The 18650-nt window shown below is 54.1% G+C and carries 20 protein-coding genes; 9 read left to right on the top strand and 11 right to left on the bottom strand.

Going from position 1 to position 18650, the window contains the following annotated elements; translation table 11 throughout:
• Nucleotides 1-330: 330 nt before the first annotated feature.
• From WFN61_RS11330 to WFN61_RS11320, 3 genes are read right to left on the bottom strand one after another with little or no spacing between them, the layout of a single operon-like run.
• Nucleotides 331-897: a hypothetical protein gene (locus WFN61_RS11330; RefSeq protein ID WP_313449761.1), complete on the bottom strand. Its 567-nt coding sequence runs from the start codon at nucleotides 895-897 to the stop codon at nucleotides 331-333.
• 1 nt (nucleotide 898) lies between these two features.
• Nucleotides 899-1267, bottom strand: a complete 369-nt coding sequence (locus tag WFN61_RS11325) for a tlde1 domain-containing protein (protein ID WP_337038691.1) — start codon at nucleotides 1265-1267, stop codon at nucleotides 899-901.
• On the bottom strand, nucleotides 1267-1758 hold the full coding sequence (locus WFN61_RS11320) for an Hcp family type VI secretion system effector (RefSeq protein WP_337038690.1): 492 nt from the start codon (nucleotides 1756-1758) through the stop codon (nucleotides 1267-1269). The genes WFN61_RS11325 and WFN61_RS11320 overlap by 1 nt, the downstream gene beginning before the upstream one ends.
• A 711-nt stretch (nucleotides 1759-2469) precedes the next feature.
• Between WFN61_RS11320 and WFN61_RS11315 the strand changes: the two genes are divergently transcribed.
• From WFN61_RS11315 to WFN61_RS11295, 5 genes are all read left to right on the top strand, one after another.
• Nucleotides 2470-3768 (top strand): hypothetical protein, encoded by a 1299-nt coding sequence (locus tag WFN61_RS11315; RefSeq protein WP_337038689.1) that lies wholly within the window; start codon nucleotides 2470-2472, stop codon nucleotides 3766-3768.
• Between the two features lie 90 nt (nucleotides 3769-3858).
• The gene (locus WFN61_RS11310) at nucleotides 3859-4383 is read left to right on the top strand and encodes an Ail/Lom family outer membrane beta-barrel protein (RefSeq protein ID WP_337038688.1); all 525 of its coding nucleotides are present in this window, start codon (nucleotides 3859-3861) and stop codon (nucleotides 4381-4383) included.
• 521 nt (nucleotides 4384-4904) lie between these two features.
• Nucleotides 4905-5912: a zinc-binding alcohol dehydrogenase family protein gene (locus WFN61_RS11305; RefSeq protein ID WP_312272698.1), complete on the top strand. Its 1008-nt coding sequence runs from the start codon at nucleotides 4905-4907 to the stop codon at nucleotides 5910-5912.
• A 225-nt stretch (nucleotides 5913-6137) separates the two neighbouring features.
• Nucleotides 6138-6467, top strand: a complete 330-nt coding sequence (locus tag WFN61_RS11300; protein ID WP_144817178.1) for an RcnB family protein — start codon at nucleotides 6138-6140, stop codon at nucleotides 6465-6467.
• Nucleotides 6464-6889 (top strand): GNAT family N-acetyltransferase, encoded by a 426-nt coding sequence (locus WFN61_RS11295; protein WP_257758069.1) that lies wholly within the window; start codon nucleotides 6464-6466, stop codon nucleotides 6887-6889. Before WFN61_RS11300 ends, WFN61_RS11295 begins: the two co-directional genes overlap by 4 nt.
• A gap of 119 nt (nucleotides 6890-7008) precedes the next feature.
• On the opposite strand, the gene apbC is transcribed toward WFN61_RS11295, so the two are convergent.
• Nucleotides 7009-8118: an iron-sulfur cluster carrier protein ApbC gene (gene apbC, locus WFN61_RS11290; protein WP_144817174.1), complete on the bottom strand. Its 1110-nt coding sequence runs from the start codon at nucleotides 8116-8118 to the stop codon at nucleotides 7009-7011.
• Nucleotides 8119-8253: 135 nt separating this feature from the next.
• Here apbC and metG point away from each other — a divergent pair, with 135 nt between their 5' ends.
• Together metG and WFN61_RS11280 are read left to right on the top strand one after the other, a co-directional pair.
• Nucleotides 8254-10287, top strand: coding sequence for a methionine--tRNA ligase (gene metG / locus WFN61_RS11285; protein WP_337038752.1), 2034 nt, complete (start codon nucleotides 8254-8256; stop codon nucleotides 10285-10287).
• 85 nt (nucleotides 10288-10372) lie between these two features.
• Nucleotides 10373-10831 (top strand): YehR family lipoprotein, encoded by a 459-nt coding sequence (locus WFN61_RS11280; protein ID WP_144817172.1) that lies wholly within the window; start codon nucleotides 10373-10375, stop codon nucleotides 10829-10831.
• A 43-nt stretch (nucleotides 10832-10874) separates the two neighbouring features.
• Here the strand turns inward: WFN61_RS11280 and WFN61_RS11275 are convergent, their stop codons facing one another.
• Genes WFN61_RS11275 through WFN61_RS11265 form a run of 3 tightly spaced genes read right to left on the bottom strand, consistent with a single transcriptional unit; the run spans nucleotide 10875 to nucleotide 13792 of the window.
• The gene (locus tag WFN61_RS11275; RefSeq protein WP_144817169.1) at nucleotides 10875-11342 is read right to left on the bottom strand and encodes a DUF1456 family protein; all 468 of its coding nucleotides are present in this window, start codon (nucleotides 11340-11342) and stop codon (nucleotides 10875-10877) included.
• A 48-nt stretch (nucleotides 11343-11390) separates the two neighbouring features.
• Nucleotides 11391-12110: a two-component system response regulator BtsR gene (btsR, locus tag WFN61_RS11270; RefSeq protein ID WP_144817167.1), complete on the bottom strand. Its 720-nt coding sequence runs from the start codon at nucleotides 12108-12110 to the stop codon at nucleotides 11391-11393.
• Nucleotides 12104-13792 carry a sensor histidine kinase gene (locus tag WFN61_RS11265; protein ID WP_144817165.1) on the bottom strand — a complete coding sequence of 563 codons (1689 nt, stop codon included), beginning with the start codon at nucleotides 13790-13792 and terminating at the stop codon, nucleotides 12104-12106. Before WFN61_RS11265 ends, btsR begins: the two co-directional genes overlap by 7 nt.
• Nucleotides 13793-14009: 217 nt before the next feature.
• Here WFN61_RS11265 and mlrA point away from each other — a divergent pair, with 217 nt between their 5' ends.
• Together mlrA and WFN61_RS11255 are read left to right on the top strand one after the other, a co-directional pair.
• On the top strand, nucleotides 14010-14741 hold the full coding sequence (gene mlrA / locus WFN61_RS11260) for an HTH-type transcriptional regulator MlrA (RefSeq protein WP_144817163.1): 732 nt from the start codon (nucleotides 14010-14012) through the stop codon (nucleotides 14739-14741).
• Between the two features lie 58 nt (nucleotides 14742-14799).
• The gene (locus WFN61_RS11255) at nucleotides 14800-14907 is read left to right on the top strand and encodes a protein YohO (protein ID WP_144817161.1); all 108 of its coding nucleotides are present in this window, start codon (nucleotides 14800-14802) and stop codon (nucleotides 14905-14907) included.
• On the opposite strand, the gene WFN61_RS11250 is transcribed toward WFN61_RS11255, so the two are convergent.
• Genes WFN61_RS11250 through osmF form a run of 4 tightly spaced genes read right to left on the bottom strand, consistent with a single transcriptional unit; the run spans nucleotide 14888 to nucleotide 18640 of the window.
• Nucleotides 14888-15619: an ABC transporter permease gene (locus WFN61_RS11250; RefSeq protein WP_144817159.1), complete on the bottom strand. Its 732-nt coding sequence runs from the start codon at nucleotides 15617-15619 to the stop codon at nucleotides 14888-14890. The genes WFN61_RS11255 and WFN61_RS11250 overlap by 20 nt on opposite strands.
• Nucleotides 15603-16550: an ABC transporter ATP-binding protein gene (locus tag WFN61_RS11245; protein ID WP_337038687.1), complete on the bottom strand. Its 948-nt coding sequence runs from the start codon at nucleotides 16548-16550 to the stop codon at nucleotides 15603-15605. The genes WFN61_RS11250 and WFN61_RS11245 overlap by 17 nt, the downstream gene beginning before the upstream one ends.
• Nucleotides 16547-17701, bottom strand: coding sequence for an ABC transporter permease (locus WFN61_RS11240; protein ID WP_257758072.1), 1155 nt, complete (start codon nucleotides 17699-17701; stop codon nucleotides 16547-16549). Before WFN61_RS11240 ends, WFN61_RS11245 begins: the two co-directional genes overlap by 4 nt.
• A 21-nt stretch (nucleotides 17702-17722) precedes the next feature.
• Nucleotides 17723-18640 (bottom strand): glycine betaine ABC transporter substrate-binding protein OsmF, encoded by a 918-nt coding sequence (gene osmF, locus WFN61_RS11235; protein ID WP_374544116.1) that lies wholly within the window; start codon nucleotides 18638-18640, stop codon nucleotides 17723-17725.
• Nucleotides 18641-18650: the final 10 nt, after the last annotated feature.

The raw sequence follows: 18650 nt of genomic DNA, 5'->3' as shown, positions 1-18650 counted from the left end.
TGACTCAGCGTTTACATCACCGCTTAAAAACTGGGCCAAACACTTTGCGATATCATGATTTATATAAATGTAAGGATCTGGCATACATTTACCTATCACAAGAAAAATCACGATAAAAAAAATCAATTTCGCAATTTTAAGGGCGATTGTCCTAACCATTTGCAACAACCTCAATCCAGCCACGAGCTAAAAGAGATTTCATACAGGGGATGTTTATCATATCATCTTATTTCACGCAACCTCTCCAATTCATCCAATATAAGCGAACAGGGTCAGGAACCAATTAAACACCCGCCAACCATTACATAATAGTATTTTATTTTACACATATTAAGTAGTAGTAACCTGACTAATGAATAACCCTTGCACCTCTTTACCTCTCAGATAATACATAATGCTGTTACTCTGAATATAATTTAAACTCTCAACTTCCTTGTAGAACATGACAATATCTTTCTTTGGCATAACAAAGTAAGAGGATATATCATCTTTAGAAGCCAACATAGGGGCCTTAACGGCTACTCGTAGAAAACCTTGGTAAGATGTACATGGAGATGCGTCTTTTGCCATAGCTACCGTAGTTAAATACCCTCCTCCCATCTCATTATCGGAGATAAACCAGTAATTAATATCTTTTGATTTCAGACAAATCCAAGAAGCTTGGCTATCTTTATTTACATCCACACCTGCTTGTTTAGCAATAGCTTCTACCGTATTTACTTCAAACTTATATTTCTCATTTCCTACAGTAATAATGGGTTCTAGATCCCTATTTGTTGCATGATTATCCGAATAGGTTTCTGTAATATCATCATAGTACCTTGCACCAAAACCTTTCATTTGATTTGCCCCACACGTACCAGCTACCAAACATAAAAAAACTAAGCTGTATTTCATATCAGTCTTCCACTACTAATATCTTATCACTGCTATCATTGAGTTGTTTACGTTGGGGTAAATTTAGGATGATACATCCGTCCGATGCTTGTGTTGGATGCGCCGTACTATTACCATGTATCATGAAACCATCTCGTCCGCACATTGGGTTTTCAACATATGGAGTAAGCCTCATTGTATATGCCCCTGCTTTATAATGTGCAAAAGCCTTTCCTATAGTGTAAGTACCTCTCGGCAAAGGACCTTTACCACTTACACACTCATTTGCGGAATCATTCCAATATCCCGGCCTACCTGAGTATTCAGCATTAAATTTATAAGTACCATTTAGGTAGAGTGCGCGTGCACTAACTTTATATACCCACGGCATTATGCGACCTCCTTGCGGTTCCATGAGTCGGAATGAATAATATTCCCGTCCAGGTAGTGCCACGTAATCTTTTCATAGGCCAGGTAGAAAGCCTCAAGGTGGTTGTATTTCTCGGAGCGGAGATTGTTTATATCCATCATAAAAGATTCAACTTCGTTTACCCTTACGTTCTCCATTGTAACCCGGAAGTACTCTTCTTCCTGCCCGTTGTAGTTGATTCGATAGAACTTTAAAACAGCCTCTTTGAACTTCCTACCTGATGATACACCCTGATACAGATAAGGTGATGAACTATCCAGTTCCTTAATTAAGAAGTAATCACCGTGTAGACGTTTACTGACAATTTTACCTGTACGGTCATCTATAGGTAAGTCTACCGTGTGCATAAGCTCTACGATCTCAATTGAACCTTCACGATCTTTTACATCGACAGATCCTCTAACGGCATTGCCGCCGTTATCTTTCAACCATAAATATACCGGGAGCGCCATCTTATTTCCTTATTTAATATTTTCAATGAAAAACAAACCTCATTATTAACACTAACATTAATAGGATTTTATGAAAGCCTATTACTATCGCAAAGAAGATCAATAAATCAATCGTAACAAAATTTAATCGATTAACAGGTAACAAAGCTAAAAACTAACCCTAGGCATTCACCTTCTGAATATATTGACACAATAAATATATACTTAATTAAATATTGATTGAATGGCTAAGCGGAACATATTCAAGTGGATTTCTTTTACTACATAAGCTAATAACTTTGCTAACGTTTAAAAGTACCTCTCTCAGTATGGCAAAGGCCTGTTGCGGCTGAGAGCAAACATAATCCCCTTTAAAAGGCTTACACCATGCTCAAGCACTGCCTTAAGGTTTCTCTAACCTGGAAGCCTTTGCTCGTATCTTTTAGCTCCAAAGCCAGCCTCACGTCGTAAAAACGTGCTCATTTTACGGCCTGCTGTTGCGTTCAAGGCAGTCTGACTCAGACTTAACCCTCTTTCATCTTGAGTAAATACTTCTTTCACTCGAAGTAATAACTACAAAAAAATTACCGTCCATAAGCAATATTTTTTAGCTATTGATGCTTTTTGTGATCTAAATCAACATCGAAAAAGGCACGGTCCGGGATAGTTCATTCGCGTTACTAAAAAAGATATACGCATACCTTTTCATTATTTGTAATGTGAGAAATTAAAATGCCGGCTATCGCATGTGTAAAAAAAGCACTGTCTGTTGTTACTTTAGGTGTCTTGTTCACTAGCTCTGCTTTCGCTAATGAAAGCTTCAGCATCATGAACGATCGCCTCTCCTCTGCACTACAAGACAATGCAAACAATAACAATGCGTCTACACAAACGCGTGTCAGCAAGGCTTATAATGACGCTAAAGGTGCGATAGGTGGCCCAATGGATAATAGCAATGCTCTCGCTTCTGCTCCTTCTACGAGTACCACCGATCCGCATACATCCTTAAGCGTTACTAATCTGACTAATGCGCAAACTGATAAGATAAATAATGCTTTCGGCCAAACATATATCGATGCAAAAAACGAAACATCAACCAGCACCGTAGTACACGACACAACGATGCAAAGTCTTAAGATAGATCCGACGGGGAATCCTGTAAGCATGGTATCAGGGGTTAAGAACGACCCTACCGGTACACCTGTTTCGATGGTGGCCGGAGTGAAGAACGACCCTACCGGTACGCCTGTCTCGATGGTGGCCGGAGTGAAGAACGACCCTACCGGTACACCTGTTTCGATGGTGGCCGGAGTGAAGAATGACCCTACCGGTACGCCTGTTTCGATAGTGGCCGGAGTGAAGAACGACCCTACCGGTACGCCTGTTTCGATGGTGGCCGGAGTGAAGAACGACCCTACCGGTACACCTGTTTCGATGGTGGCCGGAGTGAAGAATGACCCTACCGGTACGCCTGTTTCGATGGTGGCCGGAGTGAAGAACGACCCTACCGGTACGCCTGTCTCGATGGTGTCCGGAGTGAAGAATGACCCTACCGGTACGCCTGTTTCGATAGTGGCCGAAGTGAAGAATGACCCTACCGGTACGCCTGTTGACCAACTTACAGTAAACACTACCGTAGAACCTATTGGCTCTCCAATTAACAGGGTTAACGAGGTTGTTAATAATCCGGTAGATAGTCCTGTTGCTGTTGCTACTAAGCCAGCTAATAGCTCTATTAACGTTAATGCTAACCAATTGATGCCTGATACTGTTGTACAGGTGGGGGACGCTATGACCACTGCTGGAGCAATTGCGGCCACTAACCCTACTGCGCAAATTTCTGTGCCAATGGAAAGCGTCTTTGATGTTCCTGTGCGTAGTAACCATAACGTTCAGACTCATAACTCGCATGCTAGTGGAGATAAGGGTCGGGGTGCTGAGAATGCACATTCCCATGCTTTCGGCGGTCATGGCTATGGTAATGATAATTCTAAATCTGAAGGCTTTGGCGGTCATTCACATTTCCATTAATAATGGCGTTTTCTAAAAAATTTTAATAACAAAAAAACCTGCAAATAACATCGCGTCTTAATTATTATATCAACGGCAAGGTAATAAATAGTGTTTGTTAATGTAAATAAAGGTTTAATTGTACTGGCTGTATTAGCATCTGTTGGCGTTGCTAACGCTGCCAGTGATGTATCTGTTGGTTATGCCAATAGCCGCGCTGCTGGAACAAATCTGAACGGCCTAAACGCTAAATATAGCTATACGCCAGAAGGTTCTAACCTCGGCTTTATCTCTTCTATTACTCTCACGGGAAAGAAAGAGACAGCAGAGGAAGCAGGTTTTAAAGGTGAAGCTGATTATGCATACGGATCAGTGCTGGTAGGTGCTCAATACCAGCTTAACGAATACTTCACACCTTACGTTATGGCAGGTGTAGGGCGTGGTGCGGTAAAAGTAAAAATTAGAGGTTACGGTGAGAAATGGGAAGATACAGAGAGAGAAAACGGCTTTGCTTACTCTGCTGGCGTTAAGGTGCATGTAACACCGTCTATCTTCCTTGATGCTAATTATGAAGGTAGCAAAGTGTTCGATACGCAGGTTAATACATTCTCTATCGGCGCTGGCTACTCGTTTTAATATCTCCACCCCTGGTTTAGCCCAGGGGTTTATAAGGTGAAACATGTTTGATCTAACCTATTGCGAGATAGCGTATTTATGTAGCTATATCGCAATTATATCCCTCACGAGCTATCTTTATATTCATAAGCCCCACACTGTAATGTATGGTTATGTGAAAAATATCTTATATACTTTCGTGATACTTTCGATTGTTATATTTATGACAACCCTATTAGCAAAATAGGGGGTAAGCTGTTAGGACTATTTACCCGCTCTATATTTTCTCTTCTTTAATTGTCCCTTGGTTTCCCTCTGCCTGCGCGCCTTCGCCACCACGGTTAGATAGTAGAGATCGTTAAAATTATCGTTGAGAATCAACAGCGTCTCACGACTTATGAGTAAGGCTCAACAGTAGCGCAAACAGAGGCGATTTTCACTCGCGGAGGATAAGTGCTGCTGTTATCAAAGGCTGTTTCCCGCGTCCGGTGCTGGTTACCCTAAACTTATTCATCTGAAGCCACTCATGCTATGGAGTATTTATGAAAGCTATCGCTATTACCGCTGCGGCGCAGGCCAACGGCAACGTTGATGCCCTACAGGACATTGAGATTGAAAAACCGGTCGCGCACGGCCACGACCTGCTGGTACAGATAAGCGCCATCTCTGTTAACCCGGTAGATACCAAAGTGCGCGCGGGCTTTAACGCCGACACGCCGCGTATTCTCGGCTGGGATGCAGTCGGCGTCGTGGCCGACGTCGGCGACGCGGTGACGCTGTTTAAGCCCGGCGACACCGTGTGGTACGCCGGAGCGCTGACCCGCCCAGGCAGCAATAGTGAGTATCAGCTGGTGGATGAGCGCATCGTGGCGCTGAAGCCCGCTTCTCTGGACAATGCCTCCGCCGCCGCGCTGCCGCTTACTGCTATTACGGCCTGGGAGATGCTGTTCGATCGCCTGGGCATTAATGAAGACGGCAACGAAGGCGACGTGCTGCTGATCGTCGGGGCAGCGGGTGGGGTCGGTTCCATCATGACCCAGCTTGCCCGTAAGCTCACCAAAATGACGGTGATCGGCACGGCGTCACGCCCGGAAAGCCAGCAGTGGGTTACCGACCTCGGGGCACATCACGTTATCGATCACAGCAAGCCGCTCACCGAAGAGCTGGCTCGTATTGGCATTCAGCACGTCACCCACGTCGCCAGCCTCAACAATACCGAGGAGCACTATCAGCAGCTGATTGAGGCGCTGATCCCACAGGGCAAGCTGGCGCTGATTGACGATCCCGAGACGCTGGATGCGCGCCCGCTCAAGGCAAAGAGCATCTCTCTGCACTGGGAGTTTATGTTTACCCGCTCAATGTTCGAAACTCAGGACATCATTGAGCAGCACCGCCTGCTGACTCGCGTCGCCTCGCTTATCGACGATGGGGTGATTAAGACCACCCTGGGCGAACACTTTGGCGCAATCAACGCTGAGAACCTGCGTAAAGCCCACCGTCTGTTGGAATCCCACCGGGCAGTAGGCAAGATCGTGCTGGAAGGTTTTTAACGCCAGGAATCATCCCAAAAGGGATCGCCCTTCTCAAGCGGATGGCTTTTTTAGCGATCCGCTGCTTCTGCTTTCTCCTGCATTTGCTTACACTTTTTTCCAAAGCACGCGCGAGCATGATAGCTTTTGCTATTGCTTTCAGTGAGAAATCACAGCGATGATAGCGCGCACGTAATATTAAAGGGCCAGATGAGAACAGCCCGCCCGGCAAAATATGGAGAGACCATGGGTAAGACCAAACTGATGCTTCTTGGTGCACTGCTGGTATCAGCGAGCGCCGCTTTTGCAGCGCCACAGACTGCTGCTGCCACGGGCATATCGAAATACGAACTGCAGGAATTTGCTGCTGACTTTACCAAATTCAAAATCGGCGACACCGTTCCGCCGATGTACCTCACTGACGAGTACAATATTAAAGCGTGGCAGCAGCGTAACCTGCCTGCGCCCGATGCCGGCAGCCACTGGACCTATATGGGCGGCAACTACGTGCTGATCACCGAACCCGAAGGTAAGATCCTTAAAGTTTATGACGGTGAGATTTTCTACCACCGATGATTATTCGCCCCTGGCAAGAGAGCGATCGCCCCTTCCTGCGCACGCTTTATCTGCATGCCCGGCGCACCTGCTGGACCTGGATAGACGGTAGCGACTGGCAGCTGGAAGATTTTGATGCTGCGACGCTCGGAGAGCGTATCTGGGTGGCCGATGAAGATGGGCACCGCCTGGGCTTCGCATCGGTCACGCTGAACGATAATTTCGTCCACAACCTGTTTGTTGACCCGGCGTATCAGGGTCAGGGCGTCGGTAGCGCGCTGCTGAAGAAGGTGCAGTCGAATTTTACCAGTTCGGGATCGCTGAAGTGCCTTACTGAGAACAAAGCCGCGCTGGCGTTTTATCGCCGCCACGGCTGGCATATCGAGGCGCGAGGCGAGGCACCGGAAGGGGATTACTACCTCTTACACTATCGGTTGCCGTAGCAAGGTAGGCCCGGTAAGCGGTAGCGCCACCGGGCATTTCCAGGCTAATGCTGCCATGCCGGGCGGCACTGCGTTTGCCCAGCCTACGTTGGCGCAGGATGTAGGCCCGGCAATAACAATTACACCGCGCGGAACGCGATCTCTGACGGGATCACATCACCCTGCCAGTAGAGCTGAGCGGCAACGCGCCCGGCCAGACGGCGGTAGAGGGCGGTGAACTCGCTATCAGGACGGTGGATCACCGTCGGCGTGCCGTTATCGAGATCCTCACGCAGCGTAATGTGCAGCGGCATCTGTCCCAGCAGTTCAGTGTGATACTGCTCGGCCAGCTTCTCGGCACCACCGGTGCCAAAGATGGCTTCGTGATGACCGCAGTTGCTGCAAATATGCATGCTCATGTTCTCGACGATGCCGAGCACCGGCACTTCCACCTTCTCAAACATCACGATGCCTTTTTTGGCGTCGATCAGGGCGATATCCTGCGGGGTGGTCACCACCAGCGCCCCGGTCACCGGGATATTTTGCGCCAGCGTTAGCTGAATATCCCCGGTACCCGGCGGCATATCCAGTACCAGGTAGTCCAGATCCGGCCACATTGACTCCTGCAGCAGCTGCAGCAGCGCTTTGCTGGCCATCGGGCCGCGCCATACCATGGCGTTATCATCGGTAACCAGATAGCCGATAGAGTTGGTCGCCAGGCCGTGGGCCATAATCGGCGCCATGTGGGTGCCGTCCGGGGAGGTCGGGCGATTGCCTTCGGTGCCCAGCATCGCCGGAATTGACGGACCGTAGATATCGGCATCAAGAATACCGACCTTCGCCCCTTCGGCAGCCAGCGCCAGCGCCAGGTTGACCGCGGTAGAGGACTTCCCTACCCCGCCCTTGCCAGAGCTAACGGCAATAATGTTCTTCACGCCGTTAATGCCCGGCTGGTTTTTAACACGCTTCAGCGTGGCGATGGTGTGGGACAGCTTCCAGTCGATGGCTTTTGCGCCAGTGATGCGCAGCAGCTCGGCGCTGCACTGCTCCTTCAGCTCCTCAAACGCGCTGCGCCAGGCAAAGGGCATCAGCAGTTCGATGTGCACAGTATCATCCAGCCAGGCAACGTGGTGCACGGCTTTTAATGCGGTGAGATTATGCTTCAGGGTGGGGTGCTGAAAATTCGCCAGCGTTCCGGCTACCATTGCTCGCAGGGCTTCCGGTGATTTGGCCTGGGATTGAGAGTTCATCCCGACTCCTCTGTTCTTGTAGGTGAAAAGCTCGTGTAGCAAGTTTACCTGAAAGAAAAAGGTTTGTGCTTACTTAATAGTGCCCCATTTGGTAATATCAAAACCCCTTTTTTTACAGAAGACGTAATGCTCACTATGACTCAAGTCGCGAAAAAAATTCTGGTAACGTGCGCGCTGCCGTACGCAAACGGCTCCATCCACCTCGGCCATATGCTGGAGCACATCCAGGCTGATGTCTGGGTCCGTTACCAGCGAATGCGCGGCCACGACGTCAACTTCATCTGCGCCGACGATGCCCACGGCACGCCAATCATGCTGAAAGCTCAGCAGCTTGGCATTACCCCGGAGCAGATGATCGGTGAGATGAGCCAGGAGCACCAGACCGATTTCGCTGGCTTTGATATCAGCTATGACAACTACCACTCTACGCACAGCGAAGAGAACCGCGAGCTGTCCGAGCTGATCTACGGTCGCCTGAAAGAGAACGGTTTTATTAAGAACCGCACCATCTCTCAGCTCTACGATCCAGAGAAAGGCATGTTCCTGCCGGACCGTTTTGTGAAAGGCACCTGCCCGAAATGTAAGTCACCGGATCAGTATGGCGATAACTGCGAAGTCTGCGGCGCGACCTACAGCCCGACCGAGCTAATTGAGCCGAAGTCGGTGGTGTCTGGCGCGACGCCGGTGATGCGTGACTCTGAGCACTTCTTCTTTGACCTGCCGTCGTTCAGCGAAATGTTGCAGGCCTGGACCCGCTCAGGCGCGCTGCAGGAGCAGGTTGCTAACAAAATGCAGGAGTGGTTTGAATCTGGCCTGCAGCAGTGGGATATCTCCCGCGATGCGCCCTACTTCGGCTTTGAAATTCCGAACGCACCGGGCAAATACTTCTACGTCTGGCTGGATGCGCCGATCGGCTATATGGGCTCGTTCAAGAACCTGTGCGACAAGCGTGGGGACACCACCAGCTTCGACGAATACTGGAAGAAAGATTCCGACGCCGAGCTGTATCACTTTATCGGCAAGGATATCGTCTACTTCCACAGCCTGTTCTGGCCAGCGATGCTGGAAGGCAGCAACTTCCGCAAGCCGACCAACCTGTTCGTGCACGGCTACGTGACGGTAAACGGCGCGAAGATGTCTAAATCGCGCGGAACCTTTATCAAGGCCAGCACCTGGCTGAACCATTTTGACGCCGACAGCCTGCGCTACTACTACACTGCCAAGCTCTCTTCGCGCATCGATGATATCGACCTGAACCTGGAAGATTTCGTCCAGCGCGTGAATGCCGACATCGTTAACAAGGTGGTGAACCTCGCCTCCCGTAACGCGGGCTTTATCGCCAAGCGCTTTGACGGCGTGCTGGCGGCCGAGCTGCCGGATCCGGCGCTGTATAAAACCTTCACCGATGCGGCAGCCAGCATTGGCGAAGCCTGGGAGAACCGCGAGTTTGGTAAAGCGGTGCGTGAGATCATGGCCCTGGCCGACGTGGCAAACCGCTACGTTGACGAGCAGGCACCGTGGGTGGTGGCGAAGCAGGAGGGCCGCGACGCCGATCTGCAGGCTATCTGCACCATGGGTCTTAACCTGTTCCGTGTTCTGATGACCTGGCTGAAGCCGGTGCTGCCGCAGCTGGCCGCGCGTGCCGAAGCGTTCCTGAACACCGAACTGACGTGGGATGCTATCCAGCAGCCGCTGCTGAGCCACAAGGTAAATACCTTTAAGGCACTCTATAACCGCATCGAGATGAAGCAGGTAGACGCCCTGGTGGAAGCCTCTAAAGAAGAGGTGAAAGCCGCCGCTGCGCCGGTCACCGGCCCGCTGGCAGACGATCCGATTCAGGAGACCATCAGCTTTGACGACTTCGCTAAAGTCGATATGCGTGTGGCATTGATTGAGAACGCCGAGTTCGTTGACGGCTCCGACAAGCTGCTGCGTCTGACCCTGGATCTCGGCGGCGAGAAGCGTAACGTCTTCTCCGGCATTCGCTCTGCCTATCCGGATCCGGCCGCGCTGGTGGGCCGCCTGACGGTGATGGTCGCCAACCTTGCGCCGCGCAAGATGCGCTTTGGCGTCTCGGAAGGCATGGTGATGGCCGCCGGCCCTGGCGGGAAGGATATCTTCCTGCTTAGCCCGGACAGCGGTGCGCAGCCGGGACAACAGGTTAAATAATCCGCAAAGGGTGCTGTAAATACAGCACCCTTTTTTTATTGCGCTATGATTCTAGGGACAGGGTTATTTTAAATAAGGGAAAAGTATGAATATTGTGAAAAAAATCATTGCTACTGCGTTTACTGCACTGTTGGTAATTACCTTAAGCGGCTGCGGCGACAAAGAGGAGAGTAAGACCTTTACCTGGTCAGACGGTAAAACCAACGTTGAGCTGACCTATTACTACAAAAACGACGTCGTGCTGCGCCAGACGGCGAAAAATACCCTGCACTATGATGCGCTGGGGATCCCAAATAAAGAGGTGGCCATGCAGCGCCTGGGGCCAATCAGCGAGCAGTATAAAGAGATTAAAGGCGTGGATGAGAGCCTGGACTACCAGGATACCTATGCCACTGAGACCTTAACCGTTGATTACACCAAAGTTGATCGCGATGCGCTGCAGAAAGTGCAGGGCACGGCGTTTACCGGTGAAATCAAAGAAGGTATCAGCATGAAAAAATCTGAGCAGCTGCTGGAGTCTCGCGGCTTTAAAGAAGTGAAATAATCTGCTTTATGCCCGGCAGCGCCAGTTGCCGGGCAGTCCTACCTTATTTAGCCGCGTGCAGACGAACGGCCAGACCCCGCAGGAAATAGCGGAAGAATTGATCCCCACACTCGCGATAGTTTTTATGATCCGGGGCACGCATCATCGCAGTAATTTCCGGCATCGATACGCGGAACTGCTGCTCAGTCAGAATAGCCAGAATATCGTCGGTTTTTAACGCAAAGGCGATGCGCAGCTTTTTCAGCACAATATTATTATTCAGCTTGCGCTCGGTCTTCAGATCGGGGGCAGAGTCGTCTTTGCCACGGCGGGCATAGATCAGCCCGTTGAGAAAGGTCGACATTACAATGTCCGGACAGGCCTGGAAACCCGCCTCCTCCTCTTTACGCAGCCAGACAGCAATCTGCTGCTCGCTGGCCTCTGCGCCGCCAAGGGTAAAGATCCGTTGCAGCTCGGTGTTGTTGGCTTTCAGGGTGTAGCGCAGGCTACGTAAAATATCGTTGTTCAGCATAGTCTCTTCAGCGGTGATTTTCGCAAACGCACAGTGTACCACCGAACGTTACAACCCCAGCGCCTCTTTTAGATTTTTGAGGTAGCGACGGCTGACCGGCACGGTGTGGCCGTCGCGCAGCAGCAGCTCGGCCTGGCCATTATCCTCAAAGCGGATCTCCTGCAGATGGGCCATATTCACCAGATACTGACGATGGCAGCGCATCAGCGGCGTACGCTGCTCCAGAGTGCGCAGCGTGAGCTCGGTAAAGCCCTCTTTGCCTTCGTGGTTGGTGACATAGACGCCGCTCATCCGGCTGCTGACAAAGGCCACGTCATCCATTTGCAGCAGCCAGATACGGCTGTGGCCAGTGCAGGGGATGAACTTCAGCGCCTGCTGGTTCTCCGGCAGCAGGGAGATGTCCTGCACGCCCCGGGCATGGCGCAGGCGCTGGAGCGTCTTCTCCAGCCGTGCCGCCTCGATGGGCTTAAGCAGATAGTCAAAGGCGTGCTCTTCAAAGGCCTTCACCGCATATTCATCAAAGGCGGTAAGAAACACCACGTAAGGACGCTGATCCGGGTCGAGCATGCCGACCATCTCCAGCCCGCTGATGCGTGGCATCTGGATATCCAGAAACAGCACGTCTGGACGCAGCTTGTGCACCGCCCCCAGCGCCTCTATGGCGTTGGCACATTCGCCGACAATCTCAATCTCACTCTCATCTTCCAGCAGAACGCGCAGGTTCTCCCGCGCCAGCGGCTCGTCATCGACAATCAACACTTTTAACATGCGTTCTCCTCCAGAGGCAGTCGCAGGGTAATACGGGTAAAACGATCCGGCTCGCACTGGACGGTAATGCCGCAGGTATCGCCAAACCGCGCCCGCAGGCGCTTGTCCACAAGGCTCATCCCCAGCCCGCTGGCATCGGTTTTCGGCTGGTAGAGACCCGCGTTATCTTCAATATCCAGCACCAGGTGATGTTGATCCTGGCTGGCCTGAATGGTGATCTCCCCTACGCCAAGCAGCTGCGAGGTGCCGTGCTTAATCGCATTTTCTACAATCGGCTGTAGGGTAAAAGCCGGAAGCTGCTGATGGGCCAGCGCATCGGGCACGTACAGCGTCACCTGCAAGTTAGCCTGGAAGCGCGCCTTCTCGATTTGCAGATAGGCATTCACATGCTCAATCTCATCCGCCAGGGTGACCACCTCCGACGGACGCTTCAGGTTTTTACGGAAGAAGGTGGAGAGATACTGTACCAGCTGGCCCGCCTGATCGCTGTCGCGGCGGATCACCGCCTTCAGCGTGTTGAGCGCGTTAAACAGAAAATGTGGATTGACCTGGGCATGGAGCAGCTTGATCTCTGACTGGGTCAGGAGCGCCTTCTGCCGCTCGTACTGTCCGGCCAGAATCTGCGCCGACAGCAGCTGGGCAATCCCCTCTCCCAGCGTGCGGTTGATAGAGCTGAACAGCCGGTTTTTCGCTTCGTAGAGCTTGATGGTGCCCATCACCCGCTGATTTTCACCGCGCAGCGGGATCACCAGCGTCGAGCCGAGCTTGCACTGGGGGTGCAGCGAGCAGCGGTACGGCACCTCATTACCGTCGGCGTAGACGACTTCGCCGGTCTCAAGGGTCTTTTTGGTCCAGGCGGAGGAGATGGGCCGCCCCGGCAGATGGTGATCGTCACCGATGCCCTTAAACGCCAGCAGCTTCTCCCGGTCGGTGATGGCGACCGCGCCAATATCCAGCTCCTGATAGAGCACCTGAGCCACCTTCATGCTGTTCTCTTCGTTAAACCCCTGGCGTAAAATCCCCTCCGTGGAGGCCGCTACTTTCAACGCGGTGGCGGAGAAGGCTGAGGTGTACTTTTCGAACATGGCGCGCTTGTCCAGCAGGATGCGCATAAACAGCGCCGCGCCCACGGTATTGGTCACCATCATCGGCGCAGCGATGCTGCTCACTAGATGCAGAGCGTCGGCAAAGGGCCGGGCGATGAGCAGAATAATCATCATCTGCACCAGCTCCGCCACCAGGGTGATTGCCCCCGCGGTCAGAGGGTTAAAGACGTAGTCGGTGCGGCCACGCTTGATCATGATGCTGTGCACCAGTCCGCCGAGCAATCCTTCAACCATCGTGGAGAGCATGCAGCTCAGGGCGGTCATCCCGCCCATTGAGTAGCGGTGCAGGCCGCCGGTGAATCCCACCAGCGCGCCTACCACTGGACCGCCCAGCAGGCCTCCCATTACCGCGCCGATGGCCCGCGTATTGGCGATAGAGTCTTCGATATGCAGGCCAAAGTAGGTCCCGAGAATGCAGAAAATCGAGAAGGTCACGTAGCAGAGCAGCTTGTGCGGCAGCCGGACGGTGACCTGCATCAGGGGGATAAAGAGCCGGGTTTTACTCATTAGCCAGGCGATAACCAGAAAAACGCACATCTGCTGCAAAAGCAGTAAAACCAGATTAAATTCATACATGCGCGTGCGTCCATCCCGGTAAAAACGCGTAACATACAGTGAGTGGGTGTAACTTTCTTTTAAGCATTGCAATAAATCGACAAATCGTGCTCACTATCACAAAACAGACCCGGTTATTTGACGAAATTGTTACAAAGCGATCATAAAATCATCGGTCCCTTCTGATAGGCTGGGGATCGATCCTCGGGAAATGGAGTCTGCTGGCAAAGGTGGAATCATGGCGCTTTACACGATCGGTGAAGTGGCTTTGCTCTGTGATATCAATCCCGTTACGCTGCGCGCCTGGCAGCGACGGTACGGACTACTGAAGCCGCAGCGCACGGATGGCGGACATCGGCTATTTAACGATGCGGATATCGACCTGATCCGTGAAATAAAGCGCTGGATCGACACCGGCGTGCCGGTGAGTAAAGTCCAGGCGCTGCTGCTTAACGAGTCGCTGGATGGTTCAAACGGCTGGCGCGACCAGCAGGAGGCGCTGCTGCAGCTGCTGCAAAACGGCAACATTCCCCGCCTGCGCCAGTGGCTAAAGGAGCGCACCCGCGACTACCCCGCCGAAACGCTTACCCTGCATCTGCTGAGCCCGCTTCGTCGCCGTCTGCGCTGCCAGCAGCCCACGCTACTGGCGATGCTCAGCCTGCTTGACGGCATCTTGATCAACCACATCTCTGCCTCCCTTGCCGCGTCTCGAAAGAAGTACAACAAGGATGCGCTGGTCGTCGGCTGGAATATTCACGATACCACCCGGCTATGGCTGGAGGGCTGGCGGATTAGCGAGCAGGGCTGGCGCGTGGAGGTGCTGGCAAACTCGCTTAATCATCTGCGCCCCGATCTGTTTGAGGGCCACACCCTGATGGTGTGGTGCGGTGATGCCCCTACCCTGGCCCAGCGGCAGCAGTTGGCAACGTGGCAGGCCGCCGGGCATGCCATCTATCCGCTCGGCATTTAATGTTTTATTAACAGCTGCGCTTCACGTTATACTTATGCGCTTAAATAAGGAGCACATCATGAACGCAGCCAAAATTTCTATCGTTACCCTTTTCTTTCTGATGGCCGTGGGCGGCATCGGCGGCGTGATGCTGGCGGGCTACACCTTTATTTTGCATGCTGGCTAAGACGGCGTGCCAGCCGTTCAAAGCAGCGGTCGACAATAATTGCCGCCAGGGCCACCAGTAGCGCGCCCTGCAGAACGTAGGCGGTGTTGAATCCGCTCAGGCCGATAATAATCGGCGTCCCCAGCGTATTTGCCCCCACCGTTGAGGCAATTGCCGCCGTACCGATATTGATAATCACCGAGGTCCGTACCCCGGCCAGGATCACCGGCGCGGCCAGCGGCAGCTCTACCTTGAACAGGCGCTGCCATCCGCTCAGCCCCATCCCCTCCGCCACGCTCACCACGCCGCCAGGCAGCGCCGCAAACCCCGCCAGCGTCCCCTGCAAAACAGGCAGTATCCCGTAGAGGGTAAGCGCGATGATGGCCGGCTCTTTGCCAAAGCCCATCACCGGCACGGCGATTGCCAGCACCGCTACCGGCGGAAAGGTCTGTCCAACCGCAGCGATGGTCTCTACCAGCGAGCGAAACTCCAGTCCCGCCGGGCGGGTTACGGCGATGCCCGCGCCAACGCCCAGCACCACGGCTATCGCGCTGGAGACGCCCACCAGCCAGAAGTGAGCCAGCGTCAGGGAGATAAAGCTCTCCTGCTGATAGAGCGGCCGTGAGAGCTCTGGAAAGAGCGCGCTAAACAGGCCGCCGCTGTAGGGCAGCGCCACCAGCAGCGCGATAAACAGCGCAATAAGCCACAGAAGCGGATCACGAATGACTTTCACGGCTGGCCTCCGCGCGAAGCAGATCCTGGAAGTGGATTGCGCCATAGGATACCCCCTCGGCGTTGGCCACCGGCAGCACCTCGCAGCGCCGGGCAACAAACGCGGAGAGCGCGTCGCGCAGGGTCATGGCCGCATCCAGCGGCTCTCCGGCTACCTGCTCGCCGGGCCGGACATAGTCACCCACGCTACGCAGGGAGAGCAGACGGACGCCCAGTTCACTGCGGCCAAAAAAGGTGCGGACAAACGCACTCGCGGGACGGGTCAGCATCTCCAGCGGCGTCCCCTGCTGCACCACCCTGCCCTCATCCATCAGCACCAGGTTGTCCGCCAGCTGCAGCGCCTCGTCGATATCGTGGGTGACCAGCACAATCGTGCGTCCCAGCAGGCGGTGGATACGCTTCATCTCCTGCTGGAGCGTGCCACGGGTCACCGGATCCAGCGCGCCGAAAGGCTCATCCATCAGCAGCACCTCCGGGTCGGCCGCCAGCGCCCGTGCCACGCCGACGCGCTGCTGTTGACCGCCGGAAAGCTGGTGCGGATAGCGACCGCGCAGCTGCGGATCCAGCCCCAGCAGAGCCATCAGCTCATCAATGCGGGCATCGATTTTCGCCCGGGGCCACTTCAGCAGCTGCGGCACGGTGGCGATATTTTGCGCCACCGTCCAGTGGGGAAAGAGGCCGATAGACTGAATGGCGTACCCCATGCGCCGCCGCAGAGCCAGCAGCGGCAAACTGCGGATCTCCTCCCCGGCAAAGCGGATAGTACCCGCGTCGTGCTCCACCAGCCGGTTGATCATCTTCAGGGTAGTGGATTTCCCGGAGCCTGAGGTGCCGATCAGCACCGAAAAAGCCCCGTTTTTGAAGTGCAGATTGAGATCGCTGACCGCGCTCTGCCCGTTAAACATTTTGCTAACCTGCGTGAACTCGATCATGGCTCTTTTACCTTCAGCAGCGCTATCCATAAGCCAAAAAGGGCGTCGACGACCACCGCCAGGGCAATCGTTGGGATCACCCCCAGCAGCACCAGATCCAGGGCGCTGCTAAGCAGTCCCTGAAAGACCAGCGCCCCAAAGCCGCCCGCGCCAATCAGGGCGGCGATCACCGCCATACCCACCGTCTGCACCGTCACCACCCGCAGGCTGCGCAGCAGCACTGGCAGGGCCAGCGGCAGGCGCACCTGGAAGAAGCGCTGACGGGCGCTCATCCCCATGCCGGCCGCGCTCTCCAGCACGTCTCTGGGTACCTGGTTCAGGCCGGCTACGACCCCGCGCACCAGCGGCAAGAGGGCGTAAAGCACCAGCGCGATCAGCGCGGGCGTCAGTCCCGTTCCGGCAATACCGACGCGGCTAAGCGCGGGAAAGTGCGCCACCAGGCCGGCCAGCGGGGCGATCAGCAGACCAAACAGCGCCACGGAGGGCACGGTCTGGATAACGTTCAGCACGGTAAATACCGGTGCCTGCCGCGCCGGATGGCGGTAGCACCACAGCCCCAGCGCACCGCCCAGCAGCAGCGCCGGAAGTAGCGTCCCCAGCAGCAGAACCAGGTGCTGGGCCAGGGCGTCGTTAAACACGTCCTGGCGGTTGGCATACTCTTTCATCAGCGAGAGATGATTCAGCGCCCCCAGGTGCAAGAGCAGCAGCGGCACCAGCCAGATCTGGGCCTGTAACAGCCAGCGCCAGAGGGGATTAACGGTAAGGCGGCGGATGGCGTCGCTGCAGGCAAGCAGCGCCAGAGCCAGCCAGAGCCAGAGACCGCTGCCGATGGAGGTGCGCGCCAGAGCGCTGCCCGACTGCGCCAGATCGGTAGCGGCTTTACCCGCCCCCCATACCAGCACAATAAAGCACAGCTCAGCCAGCGCCAGCGTCGCCACCAGCGGCCAGCGCCGGGGCAAAAAGCAGAGCGCGAAAAAGAGCAGCGGTACGGGAAGCCACAGCGCGGGCGAGTGCGGCCAAATCTGCCACAGCGCCCGGCTCTCGCCGGACATCAGCCGATTTGGCGCATAGTTGACAAAAGGCAGCAGCGCTGCCGCCAGAGCAAGCGCCACCAGCAGCAGCAAGACGCGATTATGACAGCGTATAGACACGTTCCTGTCCTGTCGGGCGGATTACTTCACCAGCCCTTTCTGTTTCAGATAATCGGCGGCGACTTTTTTGGCATCCAGCCCTTCAACGGCGATGCTGGCATTAAGCTGCTGGAGCGTTTTCTCATCCAGGCTGGCAAATACCGGCTTCAGCCACTCTTCCAGCTGCGGATAGGCCTTCAGCACCGCCTCACGCACTACCGGCGTCGGGGCATAGATCGGCTGAACGCCTTTTGGATCGCTCAGGGTTTGCAGGCCAAGAGCCGCAACCGGGCCGTCGGTACCGTAGGCCATCGCCGCGTTCACGCCAGAGGTCTGCTGAGCCGCCGCTTTAATGGTAACCGCCGTATCGCCCCCGGCCAGGGAGAGGAGCTGCTTCTGATCCAGCTTGAAGTCGTAGGCTTTTTCAAACGCCGGGAGGGCATCGGCGCGCTCGATAAACTCTGCCGACGCCGCCAGCTTAAACGCCCCGCCCTTCTTCAGGTAGCCGCTGAGATCGGCCAGCGAGGTGAGCTTGTTCTTCTCCGCCATCTCTTTGCGTACGGCGATGGTCCAGGTGTTGTTGGCCGGAGCCGGAGTCAGCCACACCAGCTTGTTCTGCTCAAAGTCGAGCTTTTTGACCTTCTCGTAGCCCTGCTGGGCGTTTTTCCATGCCGCATCGTTCTCATCTTTAAAGAAGAACGCGCCGTTGCCGGTGTACTCTGGATAGATGTCCAGCTCGCCGGAGGTGATCGCCCCGCGTACTACCGGCGTGGTTCCCAGCTGAACTTTATTGACGGTTTTTACGCCGTGGCTTTCCAGCACTTGCAGAATAATATTGCCGAGCAGCGCCCCTTCGGTATCAATTTTCGAGCCGACTTTGACCGGCTCAGCCGCCAGCGCAGGCAGGCTCACGGCAGCCATCAATACCAGTGAGCTCAGCGTTGTTTTTATCATTGCCATTGCACTTTCC

Source organism: Pseudescherichia sp. AS216 (assembly GCF_037152055.1).
GTDB lineage: Bacteria > Pseudomonadota > Gammaproteobacteria > Enterobacterales > Enterobacteriaceae > Pseudescherichia.
The sequence above is the reverse complement of the archived record's forward strand: the minus strand, read 5'-3'. Positions and strand labels throughout refer to the sequence as shown.

Coding starts and splice junctions, on each gene's coding strand:
- btsR (WP_144817167.1), bottom strand. CDS start 12,110: ATGTTAAAAGTGTTGATTGTCGATGACGAGCCGCTGGCGCGGGAGAAC.
- apbC (WP_144817174.1), bottom strand. CDS start 8,118: ATGAACTCTCAATCCCAGGCCAAATCACCGGAAGCCCTGCGAGCAATG.
- WFN61_RS11245 (WP_337038687.1), bottom strand. CDS start 16,550: ATGATCGAGTTCACGCAGGTTAGCAAAATGTTTAACGGGCAGAGCGCG.
- WFN61_RS11315 (WP_337038689.1), top strand. CDS start 2,470: ATGCCGGCTATCGCATGTGTAAAAAAAGCACTGTCTGTTGTTACTTTA.
- osmF (WP_374544116.1), bottom strand. CDS start 18,640: ATGGCAATGATAAAAACAACGCTGAGCTCACTGGTATTGATGGCTGCC.
- mlrA (WP_144817163.1), top strand. CDS start 14,010: ATGGCGCTTTACACGATCGGTGAAGTGGCTTTGCTCTGTGATATCAAT.
- WFN61_RS11300 (WP_144817178.1), top strand. CDS start 6,138: ATGGGTAAGACCAAACTGATGCTTCTTGGTGCACTGCTGGTATCAGCG.
- WFN61_RS11275 (WP_144817169.1), bottom strand. CDS start 11,342: ATGCTGAACAACGATATTTTACGTAGCCTGCGCTACACCCTGAAAGCC.
- WFN61_RS11325 (WP_337038691.1), bottom strand. CDS start 1,267: ATGCCGTGGGTATATAAAGTTAGTGCACGCGCACTCTACCTAAATGGT.
- WFN61_RS11280 (WP_144817172.1), top strand. CDS start 10,373: ATGAATATTGTGAAAAAAATCATTGCTACTGCGTTTACTGCACTGTTG.
- WFN61_RS11320 (WP_337038690.1), bottom strand. CDS start 1,758: ATGGCGCTCCCGGTATATTTATGGTTGAAAGATAACGGCGGCAATGCC.
- WFN61_RS11295 (WP_257758069.1), top strand. CDS start 6,464: ATGATTATTCGCCCCTGGCAAGAGAGCGATCGCCCCTTCCTGCGCACG.
- metG (WP_337038752.1), top strand. CDS start 8,254: ATGACTCAAGTCGCGAAAAAAATTCTGGTAACGTGCGCGCTGCCGTAC.
- WFN61_RS11330 (WP_313449761.1), bottom strand. CDS start 897: ATGAAATACAGCTTAGTTTTTTTATGTTTGGTAGCTGGTACGTGTGGG.
- WFN61_RS11305 (WP_312272698.1), top strand. CDS start 4,905: ATGAAAGCTATCGCTATTACCGCTGCGGCGCAGGCCAACGGCAACGTT.
- WFN61_RS11255 (WP_144817161.1), top strand. CDS start 14,800: ATGAACGCAGCCAAAATTTCTATCGTTACCCTTTTCTTTCTGATGGCC.
- WFN61_RS11265 (WP_144817165.1), bottom strand. CDS start 13,792: ATGTATGAATTTAATCTGGTTTTACTGCTTTTGCAGCAGATGTGCGTT.